At 30.2% G+C, this 11,679-nt stretch carries 14 protein-coding genes; 1 reads left to right on the top strand and 13 read right to left on the bottom strand.

The features are described from left to right. From VK071_01535 to VK071_01505, 7 genes are all read right to left on the bottom strand, one after another. The coding region (locus VK071_01535) for a TIGR00159 family protein (protein ID HLR33997.1) at nt 1-402 on the bottom strand (402 nt) is incomplete at its 3' end. Nucleotides 403-512: 110 nt separating this feature from the next. Continuing rightward, nucleotides 513-1,745 carry a CapA family protein gene (locus VK071_01530; GenBank protein ID HLR33996.1) on the bottom strand — a complete coding sequence of 411 codons (1,233 nt, stop codon included), beginning with the start codon at nt 1,743-1,745 and terminating at the stop codon, nt 513-515. A gap of 62 nt (nt 1,746-1,807) precedes the next feature. Further along, nucleotides 1,808-2,518, bottom strand: a complete 711-nt coding sequence (locus tag VK071_01525) for a PrsW family glutamic-type intramembrane protease (GenBank protein ID HLR33995.1) — start codon at nt 2,516-2,518, stop codon at nt 1,808-1,810. Nucleotides 2,519-2,612: 94 nt separating this feature from the next. Next, on the bottom strand, nt 2,613-4,325 hold the full coding sequence (gene ptsP / locus VK071_01520) for a phosphoenolpyruvate--protein phosphotransferase (protein HLR33994.1): 1,713 nt from the start codon (nt 4,323-4,325) through the stop codon (nt 2,613-2,615). 11 nt (nt 4,326-4,336) lie between these two features. Further along, nucleotides 4,337-4,600, bottom strand: coding sequence for an HPr family phosphocarrier protein (locus VK071_01515; GenBank protein ID HLR33993.1), 264 nt, complete (start codon nt 4,598-4,600; stop codon nt 4,337-4,339). An 81-nt stretch (nt 4,601-4,681) separates the two neighbouring features. Further along, a complete protein-coding gene (locus VK071_01510) occupies nt 4,682-6,556 on the bottom strand; it encodes a BglG family transcription antiterminator (GenBank protein HLR33992.1) in 1,875 nt (624 codons plus the stop codon). Between the two features lie 234 nt (nt 6,557-6,790). Further along, nucleotides 6,791-7,336, bottom strand: coding sequence for a rubrerythrin family protein (locus tag VK071_01505; protein ID HLR33991.1), 546 nt, complete (start codon nt 7,334-7,336; stop codon nt 6,791-6,793). Nucleotides 7,337-7,545: 209 nt separating this feature from the next. On the opposite strand from VK071_01505, the gene VK071_01500 reads away from it, so the two are divergent. Beyond that, nucleotides 7,546-7,743, top strand: coding sequence for a small, acid-soluble spore protein, alpha/beta type (locus tag VK071_01500; GenBank protein HLR33990.1), 198 nt, complete (start codon nt 7,546-7,548; stop codon nt 7,741-7,743). A gap of 15 nt (nt 7,744-7,758) precedes the next feature. Here VK071_01500 and VK071_01495 read toward each other — a convergent pair whose 3' ends face one another. From VK071_01495 to VK071_01470, 6 genes are all read right to left on the bottom strand, one after another. Further along, nucleotides 7,759-8,331, bottom strand: coding sequence for a manganese catalase family protein (locus VK071_01495; GenBank protein ID HLR33989.1), 573 nt, complete (start codon nt 8,329-8,331; stop codon nt 7,759-7,761). A gap of 13 nt (nt 8,332-8,344) precedes the next feature. Then, nucleotides 8,345-8,605 (bottom strand): spore coat protein CotJB, encoded by a 261-nt coding sequence (locus tag VK071_01490; protein ID HLR33988.1) that lies wholly within the window; start codon nt 8,603-8,605, stop codon nt 8,345-8,347. Beyond that, nucleotides 8,598-8,753: a spore coat associated protein CotJA gene (locus VK071_01485; protein HLR33987.1), complete on the bottom strand. Its 156-nt coding sequence runs from the start codon at nt 8,751-8,753 to the stop codon at nt 8,598-8,600. Before VK071_01485 ends, VK071_01490 begins: the two co-directional genes overlap by 8 nt. 292 nt (nt 8,754-9,045) lie before the next feature. Next, entirely contained in the window at nt 9,046-9,999 is a 954-nt protein-coding gene (locus tag VK071_01480) for an oligopeptide/dipeptide ABC transporter ATP-binding protein (protein HLR33986.1), read from the bottom strand. After that, nucleotides 9,999-10,991: an ABC transporter ATP-binding protein gene (locus tag VK071_01475; protein HLR33985.1), complete on the bottom strand. Its 993-nt coding sequence runs from the start codon at nt 10,989-10,991 to the stop codon at nt 9,999-10,001. Before VK071_01475 ends, VK071_01480 begins: the two co-directional genes overlap by 1 nt. Nucleotides 10,992-11,007: 16 nt before the next feature. Further along, the coding region (locus VK071_01470) for an ABC transporter permease (protein ID HLR33984.1) at nt 11,008-11,679 on the bottom strand (672 nt) is incomplete at its 5' end.

The raw sequence follows: 11,679 nt of genomic DNA, 5'->3' as shown, positions 1-11,679 counted from the left end.
TATGAGAGCACCTATCTTCTGCCGAGACAAAGATGCTATTGCATCTACTATTTCATCTACTGTTTTATTTATACTTTCTCCTTCTACTTCAATGAAAGACTTTGTAAAAAATCTACTTCTACCTATGTATTCTAACCCTCTCCTAAGCTCTGGTTGAAATACAATTAGAATGGCAAGAACACCTACAGTCATAGTCTTTTCTAATATCCAATAAACTGTAAATAGCTCTAACCATTCACTTATTTTTGTTGCAATAAATAATACTAAAATTCCTTTTGTCAATTGTTCAGCTCTTGTTTCTCTAATTAACATAAACAATTTATAAAAAGCAACCGCAACTATCAATATATCGATAATATCTCTTATTCTTATATTTATAAAAAGCTCTTTAAGTTGTTGCAATGATCCTCACACCTTTTATCTATATATTAAAATATAGTTCTATCACCCTAATTATATACTAAATATTTATTAATTGAAATACAGAAAATAAAAAATAGCTTGTACTCTTCTTAATTCTCTAATTTTTTCATCGTATTATTAAAAGAGTCTTCTATTTTTAGAAAGGCTTCTTTAGTAATTGTATCATAGTTTTCTTGCCCCTTCAAAACTTCTCCTGTTGGAATTATTTCATATTGAAATTTTCCATTTGCTGTATACTTATTTACCCAAGTAGGTATATATTGGATTTCTTTAATTTTTGTTTCTTCATCCTTAAAGTTTTTTTCTACTTGCAATTTAACAATTACTCCATCTTCCGTATACTTATTATTTACATTTTCTCTTCGTTGATTAGACAAAAAGTTTCCCATTGAATATATTACAAAAGTTTCACTTCCATTTTTAGTTATAATGTCTGAACTTTGTACTACATGAGGATGGCTCCCTAATATAATATCTACTCCCCAATCTGCCAATTTATTCCCTAAATCTATTTGTTCTTGGCTAGGTTCCTGTTGATATTCATTTCCCCAATGAATAAAAACTATTATTAAATCAACATCTTCATCTTTAGCTTTTTCTATATCTTCCTTAATTTTTTCTTCATCAATAAGGTTTATCATGTAATTTAACTCTTTTGGATCCAAAGTATGCTCCATTCCATTACAACCATAGGTATAGGATAATATAGCCATCGAAATATCATTAATATTTTCAATAAGTAAAGAACTATTCGGCTCCTTATAAGTGCCAATATTCTTCATTCCACGGTCTTCAATAGCCTTTATAGTTGATATAAGACCTTCTTTTCTTTGATCTAAACAATGATTATTAGCTGTCGTAAGAATATCATACCCTGCATTTTTTATAGCATCTAAAGTTTCCACTGGGGAATTAAAATTAGGATATCCTACAAAACCTACTTCTGGCCCTGCTGTTACAGTTTCAAAGTTTCCTAAAGATAAATCTGCTGATTCAATGTATTTTTTCACATGCTTAAAAGGGCCATTAAAATCATAACTATCCATAGCTGGATTATAGCCCGCTTTTATCTGGGGTGAGTGAAACATTATATCTCCTGTTGCTAAAATAGTAGCAGTTGTTTTTTTATCTATAACCTTATCTACTTCATCTCTATTTTCTTCATCCTCTTTAGGAGTAGTTTCAGTAGCTTCTGATTTTTCATCTAAATTTTTTTGTATTTTGTCAAAAGAAGAAATATTCTGGGCTGCAAAAAATAAAATAACTAAAGAAACCAAAATTATCAATAAATTTGATCTTTTCCCCGCTTTTTTTCTTCCCAAAATTTCAACCCCTTTTTATTATAACCTTATTATTAGCTTATAATATTTTTTTATTTTTTCAACTATTTCTTGTCTTCTCTCTCTGTATCTATATATCTTGTTTTAGAATCATAAACATAATGACTTAATCTTTTTTGATTAAACCACCACAAATAAACTACATAGGGTACAAAAAATATAGTAAGTTGAGGCAAGTTGGCCATTAAAATAAAGTCAAAAATTCCATGAAATATTACAGGCATTAGTAAGGATTTATAATAATTTGCCCTGGTTCTTGTTTTATCTTGACTAAATTTTGCTAAGGATAAATAATAACCCATTGTTATACCAAATACTGCATGGGCGGGTACAGAAAAAATTCCTCTATATAAACCAATATATGGGTTATTGGTGTATCTATATACAACGTAAATTATATTTTCTACTGTAGCAAAGCCCATAGATGCAAAAACCGAATATACAATACCATCTAATTTTTCATTGAAATATTCAGAATTATAGGCTACTTTTAATACTACTAATCTTTTAAAATATTCTTCTGTAAGACCTGCTACTATAAAAGCAGTATAAAATGTTCCTAATATTCCTGGAAAAACATTGAGATAACTAAAAAACTTTTCTACAAATACAGTTGGTATAACTGACAGCGCTCCTAATGTAAAAGTAAAAAATAAGTTTTTAAATGGTTCTCTATCATATCTATCACTTAAATATATCCCTAAAATAATTGCTATTCCAGGAGTAATAGCTATAATAAATAATCTTGTATTCAATTTATATCCTCCTTATATGCTATATTACTTTATATTATTAACAATTTTAAAAATATTATGGGATATATTTTAAATACAAAAGTAGCCTATAAGTTTAAAACTTAAAGGCTACCTCTTCATCTAAAAATCTCTCAACTTTTTCAGCAGTATTCATATTTAAAACCTTCTCCACTACAGGTTCTAATTCTTTTTGAGACATATTTTTTATAATCCATCTTGATTTCAATATGGAAGATGAGCTCATACTAAATTCATCTAATCCCATACCTAATAATATTGGGACTAGTTTTTCATCACCTGCTGCTTCTCCACACATTCCTACCCATATACCTTCATTATGTCCACAATCTATTGTATTTTTTATCAATCTAAGAACAGCTGGATGATATTGGCTATATAAATGAGATATAGTTTGATTACCTCTATCTACTGCTGTTGTATATTGAATTAAATCATTTGTTCCTATACTAAAAAAATCTACTTCCTTTGCAAACCTATCTGCTTGAACTGCTACGGCAGGAATTTCTACCATTATTCCTAGTTCAAGATTTTTATCAAATTCAATATTTTCTTTCCTTAAATCTTCTTTAACCATATCTACTGTTTCTACCGATTGTCTAACTTCATTAATTGTTGATATCATAGGAAACATTATTTTAATATTCCCATATGCACTTGCTCTTAATATTGCTCTTAATTGAGTTTTAAATATTTCTTGTCTATCCAAACATAATCTAATGGCTCTATAACCTAGGAAAGGATTCATTTCTTCTGGCATGTCGATATAAGGTATATCTTTATCCCCACCTACATCAAGAGTTCTAATAATAACAGGTTTTCCATCCATTTTTACAGCTACTTCTTTATAGGCTTCAAATTGTTCTTCTTCTGAGGGCATTCTATCTCTGTCCATGAATAAAAATTCTGTTCTATATAGTCCTATTCCCTCTCCATCATTTTTTAATACATTATCTACATCTTTGGGACCACCTATATTTGCTGCAATTTCAACTTCAACTCCATCTTTACTAATGGATTTTTTGCCTTTCATACTTTGTAGTTTTTCTTTGAACTCTTCAATCTTTTTAATCTTTTCTCTATAGTTCTTTATTTCTTCCTCTGTTGGGTTAACAAAAATACTTCCATCACTTCCATCTATTATTAAAAGATCTCCCATTTCTATATTATTCATTACTTCTTTTACTCCGGCTATAGCTGGAATATCTAAAGTTCTTGCTATAATAGATGTATGGGAAGTTCGACCCCCTAATTCAGTTACAAATCCTACTACCTTATCCTTATCCATTTGGGCTGTATCCGAAGGAGTTAAATCCTTTGCTATAATAATACTATTTTCATCTAACTTAGATAAATCCACCTCTTCAACTCCCAATAGGTTTCTAAGAAGCCTTGATGAAACATCCTTCAAATCCAAAGCTCGTTCTTTTAAATACTCATCTTCAATAGATTCAAATATAGTGATAAACTCATCTGAAGATTCTTTAGTTGCCCAATCAGCAGTATATTTATTCGTAGTTATCTTTCCTTTTATAGTTTCTATAAATTCAGGATCCTCCAACATCATTTTATGAGCATTAAAAATCTCTGCTTCTTCTTTTCCTACCTTTTCTATTGTTCTATGATATATTTCAACTATTTCTTCTATACTTTTTTTAAGTGCAAGTTCAAATCTTTCTATCTCTTTTTTTGGTTCTTCAGTATAATCTTTTTTTATATCTATTAAAGTTTCTTCCTTAAGCAAAGCTTTTCCTATAGCTATACCTGAAGAGGTACTTATCCCTTTCATTAAATCCACTCCTACTCATTAAATTTATTGTCTATTAGAGCTACTAAACTTTTTACAACTTCTTCTTCATCTTCTCCATTAGCTTGTATTGTAATAGTATCGTTCATTGATGCACCCATACTTAATACTCCCATTATACTTTTAGCATTGTATTCTTTACCATCTTTTAGAACTTTTACATCTGATACATATTTTGATGCCTCTTTTACAAATAAACTAGCAGGTCTTGCATGCAATCCAGTCTCGTTTTTTAATGTTACATCTTCTTTATACATATTTATTCCTCCTAATCTTTTCTATTTTTATAACAACAGTTTTATTTAAATAATAACTGTTATATTTGAAATTATATGATTTTAATTTGTTAGTAATTTATATGCTTCATTTTTATCATTAACATTTCTTAGCTTTTCTATTTTTTCTTCATTATCTAGCATATTGTAAAATTTTCTAAATGCCATTTTCACAATATTCTTAGAGCCATGTCTAAAAGCAATTATAAATACTATATCTACCATATTTCCTGACCAATCTATAGGTTCATTTAATGTAGCAACTGCTACAACTTGCTCTATTACTGAACCAGGACTTCCATGGGGAATAGCTATACCTTTCCCAATTGCTGTAGAAGTAATTAGTTCCCTTTCAAGAGCCTCATCTAAATACATACCCTTTACATACCCTTGGCCAACTAACTCTTTTACTAAAAAAGTAATTACTTCTTCCTTTCTTTTAAAATTTAATTTAGGAAAAATTAAATTTGTTTTAAATAACTTTGAAGTTTTATCTATGCTATTCGTTTTTCTATAATACTTTTTGCCTCCCTCACTTCCAATCCATTCCTTTATCTTTTTGACATCTTCATGATTAATAAACGGACTGACTTTTATCATAGCTTTTCCCGGTTCTTTTATATCTACTGTTGAAATTATTAAATCAAAAGTACTGTAATCTATTGTAGATAATTCTTGTTTTGAAACCACCCTTACAATTTCTAAATTTGATATTGCTTTTTCTAGTCTAATGGAAACTAGTTGAGATGTACCTACTCCACTGATACATACTACAACAACTTTTGTTTTATAATTTTGCCTTTCCAATGCTGCCCCAATATGAATTGTTATATAAGCTATTTCTTCTTCTGGCACTTCAACACCATATTGCTTCTCAAATAGAGTACTACTAGCCCAACTAGCTCCAAAAATACTAGGGTAATTCTTTTTAACTTCTTCTAGTAGAGGGTTTTCAATCTTAAGTCCAAATTTTAATCTATTTATAGTAGGCCTTAAATGAAGGGCTAAACCATTTAAAAGCTGTTTGTCATCAGTTAAATCTATAGATAAAATATTACCTATTAAGTCTATAATTTCCCTTGCAAAATGAACGTTTTCATTGTTATAATGATTTTTTCTAAACTGAAATTTAGAACCTAATAAATGTATGGTAATATAATATATTTCTTCTTTTAGAAATAACAAGCCAAAAATATCCTCTATTTTCTTCCCTATAAGTGTAGCCATTTTATATTCTTCTTTATTTTCCAATTGGTTCTTTGTATCCTCAGTAATATTAAATTTTTTATTTAATTTTGATCTCCTCATAGAAATAGCAATGTTTTTTGAAAGATTAATACTAGCCTCTTCAGATAATTTAAATTCTAGTTCTTCTTCTACTTCATCTAAAATTTTTTTAATATAAGGTGATATTTCATCTTCACTTATAATATCTCCTATTAATCTTCTAATATCTTTTTCTTCACCTTTTATTTCTATACCATAATTTTGCTTTCTTAAAAGTGATACCTTATATTTTTTTATGCTTTCTTCTATTTTATTTAAATCTTTCAAAATAGTAATTCTACTTACAAAAAGCTCTTTGGCTAACTCTTCCATAATTATAGGTTTTTTTGTTTCTAATAACTTTGTTAATATATATAATTGTCTTTCTTCTGGTGAATAAGGCTGGATATAAGAAACTTTATTATATATTACTTTTTTAAACTCATCCTCTTTTCCCTTTTTTATATCAAGCCAAATTCCAATTCCTGGCTTCCTAATAACATGTCCCGTATCTTTTTCTTCAAGAAATTCTTCTATACCATTTAAATCATTTCTTATAGTCCTATTGGAAACCTGAAGAATCTTTGCAAGTTCTGTAACAGTAATAGGAGTGGTTCTATTAAATAATATTTTTAGTATTTCAATCCATCTTTTTTTTATTATTTTATTCATAACTACACCTCAAAATAATAGATACGGCAACTTGTTTACATATTCAATTATATTTTATCATATAGCTTATATATTATCTATATTTAAAAGGTACTGTTTTTTTACATAAGTTTGTGGCAATTAGTTACTAATACATTACTCTAAAATCTACTAGACTATTTTGTTTATTCATTTTTATACAGGTAAATTAAAAGTCCTAGAAAAAATTTCTAGGACTTTTAGTAATATGATTTATTAAAATTCTTTAAATGTTTCTTTCTTTGCATTACATATAGGACAATTATCTGGCGCTCCATTTACAGACACGTACCCACAAATTGGACATGCATAAATAACCTTATATTCTGGATCCTTTCCAGTGTCAACTTCTTCTTTAGCTTTTCCAAAAAGTTCTGCATGATACCTTTCTGCTTTTAAAGCTAATTTTAGGGTAGCAATTGCAGCTTTTTCTTCTTGCATTTCTGCCACTGCTATGTATGCTGGATACATTTGCTCTACTTCAAACAACTCTCCTCCTCTTGCTGCTTCTAAATTCTCTGAAGTAGTTCCAATTCCAAAACCTGCTACTGATGTAACTGAAAAATCACCTTTTTCATTTTTTAATGCCCTAAAATGTCCTTTAGCATGAATTTCTTCTGCATAAGATATTGCTCTAAATAATCTTCCTACACTTGGAAAACCATCTTTATCTGCTACATCTCCCCAAGCTCTATACCTCATATGTGCTTGGCTTTCACCACCAAAAGCAGAACGTAAATTTTCAGAAGTCATTGCATTCATTTAAAATCCCCCTTCTTTATATTTATTTTTATATTTGTTTCTTCTTACTTTATATCATTTACCCTAAAAAGCCAATAACAAACATTAAATATATATATAATATTCCTTAACTTTCCTTGTATTGTTTAAATATAAATGCGTAAAATAAGTTACACATAACTTTTAATTAATATATTTTTTTAAATATATAATCACAAGGAGTGTACAAAGTGAAGAATATTAATCCTAATGCTAGAAAAGGTCTTGAAGAATTTAAAGTTGAGCTAAGTAAAGAATTGGGTTTAGAAGATAATATACCAAATATATTTCATGCTGGTAAAGTTGGAGGATTAATGACTAGAAATTTAGTTGAAATGGGACAGAAAAATTTAATCAATGATGAAAATGAAAGTGAATATAAAGATTAGCCCCTATACTTGGGGCTAATAATATTTTCTACTATCTAAATCTTCTTGAACAATTCTTAGCGCTTCACCAAACCTCTGAAAATGTACAACTTCTCTTTCTTTTAAAAATCCCAATGTATCATTAACTCCTGCATCATCACTAACCCTTATTAAGTACTCATATGTGGCTCTTGCCTTTTGTTCTGCCGCCATATCTTCATGTAAATCAGCTATAGGATCTCCTTTCGACTGTACATATGATATTGTCCATGGTGCTCCAGCAGCATCATGAGGATATGGGCTTTTACCATGATTTACGTAATGAGCTTCAAAAGGTGTTCCTTTTATCTCATCAACTGATGCATCCTTTACTAGTTTCCAAACTATTGTCCCAATTATTTCCCAATGAGCCAATTCTTCTGTACCTATATCGGTAAGTAATCCTTTAGCTTCATTTGTAGGCATTGTCCATCTTTGAGTTAAGTACCTAATTCCTGCCGATAATTCTCCATCTGGTCCTCCAAACTGTTCTAATATCATAGCTGCCAAAGTAGGATTTGTAGAATCAACCCTAACTGGGTATTGAAGTTTCTTTTCATATATCCACATACAACTTTCCCCCTTACATTAAACTATAATCAATTTCCCATGGCCATGGACTTTTTATATAAGACCAAGGACATCCGCTCATTCCGGTATACTTCAAAAGTCCATATTTTGCTTCATATAAATCTACTAATTCCTTATACTTTTGAAAGTGTCTATTATGGACCCTTAGGGCTCTTTCATCAGTAGGATGTGTATCTAAATAAAGATTTGTTTCTACTAATACAAAGCTTATTTCCATTATCTCTTTCAATAATTGTAATTGATCATTATCCATAATACCTTCCTCCTCTACTACTATTTCTTTCAGTCATATACGGTTCATATAATTCTGGAAAGAGAGTTCCTTTTCTAAGTGCTTCCTCTGGTGAAAAAATTTGATTCATAATTTGAAAAGGAACGTATGCTCTAGCTAGTTGTTTCATTTAAATCCCTCCTAAAGTAATAATCTCTACATCTTACGCAATTCTCCTTAAAAAGTTACAATCATAAAAAATAAAGAGAATCTAGTTTTTTCTCACTTCTCCTTTATAGGGTTTATTATATAGAAAGAGTTTATAATTTATATTTTTATATTCTAAAACTATGAAACTTTCTAGAACCTTTATTATTTTACTAAATATAAAAAAGCTTTTGTTTAGGTTTAAACCTAAACAAAAGCTTTTAACACTATATTTTATAGAAAAACTAACAATGAGAAAAAACACTCCCTCGTTCTCAGTCGTTCACTATATGACAAGCTACATAGTGATTATCCTCTTTTTTTATTAATTCTGGTTCTACATTGAAGCATTTTTCTATTGCATAATTACATCTCGGAGCAAATCTACATCCTGGTTTTGGATCTATTGGAGAAGCTATCTCGCCTTTTAAAAGTATGGTTTCTCTTTTATATTTTATACTCGGAACTGGTATAGCCGATAATAAAGCTTGAGTATAGGGATGATAAGGATTTTTAAATAATGCCTTACTAGGAGCTTTTTCTACAACCTTTCCTAAATACATTACTCCTATATTATCGGAAATATGTTTTATAACTGATAAATCATGAGTTATAAACATATAAGTCAAACCTAATTCTTCTTGTAGTTCTTGCATAAGATTTAATATTTGAGCTTGTATAGATACATCTAGAGCTGATACTGGTTCATCAGCAACTATAAACTTTGGTCTTAGAGCTAAAGCCCTAGCAATTCCAATTCTTTGTCTCCTACCTCCATCTAATTCATGGGGATAGGAATCCATAAGCCTTTCTGCTAATCCAACTGTATCCATTAAATTTAGAACTCTGTCTTCTAAAGTAGATTTATTATTTATAATTCCATGTATTATTAAAGGTTCTGCAATAATTTCTCCAACAGACATTCTAGGATTTAGCGATGAAAATGGATCTTGAAATATTATTTGTATATCTCTTCTAAGTTTAATTAATTGTTTCTTATTTAATTTAGCTATATCTTGTCCTTCAAAATAAATTTGTCCATCTGTAGGTTCAAGAAGTCTTAAAATAGTTCTTCCCAAAGTAGATTTTCCACAGCCAGATTCTCCTACTATACCTAATGTTTCACCTTTTTTCACTTTAAAGCTTACATCATCTACTGCGTGTACTGTTCCCTTTGCAGTTTCAAAATATTTTTTAAGATTCTTTATTTCCAGAATTTCTTCTCCCATTAAGACACCCCCTTAGGACCTACAAGCTCTTCGTATATTAAGCATTTAACCTTATGATCTTTATTTATTTCTGTAACCTTAGGTTTTTGTTCAGTACATATTTTTTCTTTATAAGGACAACGAGGGTGGAATTTACAACCACCTGGTAATTCTGTAGGATCAGGCATCAATCCTCTTATAGGCTCTAGCCTTTCCACATCTTCATCTAAACTTGGAATGGAACCAAATAGTCCCATAGTATAAGGGTGTTTCGTATTATTAAATAATTCTTCTAAAGTCGACATCTCTATTATTTCACCAGCATACATTACTGCTACTTTATCACAGGTTTCAGCTACTACACCTAAATCATGAGTAATCAGTATCATAGCAGTATTAAATTCCTCTTTTAAATTTCTCATTAATTCCAAAACTTGGGCTTGTATAGTAACATCTAAAGCCGTCGTTGGTTCATCTGCAATAAGAAGTTTAGGATTACAAGCTAAAGCTATGGCTATTATTACCCTTTGTTTCATACCACCAGAAAATTGATGAGGATATTCTTCCATTCTTTCTCTAGGTATTCCTACTAATTCTAACATTTTCCCCGCCTTTTCTATTGATTCTTCAGGAGATAAGCCTTGGTGTATTTGAATTCCCTCTGCTATCTGATCTCCCACAGTCATTACAGGGTTTAAGGAAGTCATAGGGTCTTGAAATATCATAGAAATATTATTCCCTCTAATTTGTCTCATTTCCTCAATAGTTTTCTCTAGTAAATTTTCACCTTCAAAATATATTTCTCCATCTATTATCTTTCCTGGTGGATCTGGAACTAACCTTAGAATACTTAGTGCTGTAGTAGTTTTTCCTGCTCCCGTTTCTCCTACTAAGCCTAAAGTTTCTTTCTCTTTTAAATCTATATCTATTCCATTAACTGCTTTAACTACACCGTCATCAGTAACATAATGAACTACAAGATTTTTTATATTAAGAATATCATTTTTACCCATTGTACACCTACCTCCTTTACTCCTTCAACCTTGGGTCTAATGCATCTCTTAAACCATCACCTAATAGATTCAATGCTAATATAGTTATTACAATTGCTATCCCTGGAAAAGTAGTAACATGGGAAGCATCTCTTAGATAAACCCTACCGCCGGCCAACATAGAACCCCACTCTGGTTGAGGCTTAGGAACTCCTAAACCGATAAAACTTAAACCAGCAGTAGAAAGAATTGCACTTGCTACCCCCAAAGTTCCTTGTACAATTACCGGAGCTAAAGCATTAGGAATTATATGTTTTCGTATTATTCTAGAGTCTGTTGCACCTACTGCTCTTGCAGATTCTATAAATTCTTGATCCTTAACTGTCAATACAGAAGCCCTTACTATTCTTGCATAACCCGGAATAGATGATATTCCTATTGCTAACATTAAATTAAATAAGCCTGAGCCTAAAGCCGAAACTATGGCAATTGCTAACAAGATACCAGGTATGGCTAAGAAAACATCCATAGTTCTCATAATTATATTATCAATTCTACCACCATAATAGCCTGCAATGGCACCTAAAATTCCCCCAATAACTATAGCAATACCCACAGCTACAATACCTACCATTAAAGATATTCTAGCTCCATGGATCATTCTAGCAAATATATCTCTACCAAATTCATCCGTCCCTAACCAATGTTC

Source organism: Tissierellales bacterium (genome assembly GCA_035301805.1).
Lineage (GTDB): Bacteria > Bacillota > Clostridia > Tissierellales > DATGTQ01 > DATGTQ01.
This window is presented reverse-complemented; position numbering and strand designations above follow the sequence as displayed.

Excerpts from the sequence above, each read along its gene's own strand:
- VK071_01485 (HLR33987.1), bottom strand. The coding sequence starts at position 8,753 with ATGAAACAACTAGCTAGAGCATACGTTCCTTTTCAAATTATGAATCAA.
- VK071_01475 (HLR33985.1), bottom strand. The coding sequence starts at position 10,991 with ATGGGTAAAAATGATATTCTTAATATAAAAAATCTTGTAGTTCATTAT.
- VK071_01505 (HLR33991.1), bottom strand. The coding sequence starts at position 7,336 with ATGAATGCAATGACTTCTGAAAATTTACGTTCTGCTTTTGGTGGTGAA.
- VK071_01480 (HLR33986.1), bottom strand. The coding sequence starts at position 9,999 with ATGGGAGAAGAAATTCTGGAAATAAAGAATCTTAAAAAATATTTTGAA.
- VK071_01490 (HLR33988.1), bottom strand. The coding sequence starts at position 8,605 with ATGGATAATGATCAATTACAATTATTGAAAGAGATAATGGAAATAAGC.
- VK071_01510 (HLR33992.1), bottom strand. The coding sequence starts at position 6,556 with ATGAATAAAATAATAAAAAAAAGATGGATTGAAATACTAAAAATATTA.
- ptsP (HLR33994.1), bottom strand. The coding sequence starts at position 4,325 with ATGAAAGGGATAAGTACCTCTTCAGGTATAGCTATAGGAAAAGCTTTG.
- VK071_01515 (HLR33993.1), bottom strand. The coding sequence starts at position 4,600 with ATGTATAAAGAAGATGTAACATTAAAAAACGAGACTGGATTGCATGCA.
- VK071_01495 (HLR33989.1), bottom strand. The coding sequence starts at position 8,331 with ATGTGGATATATGAAAAGAAACTTCAATACCCAGTTAGGGTTGATTCT.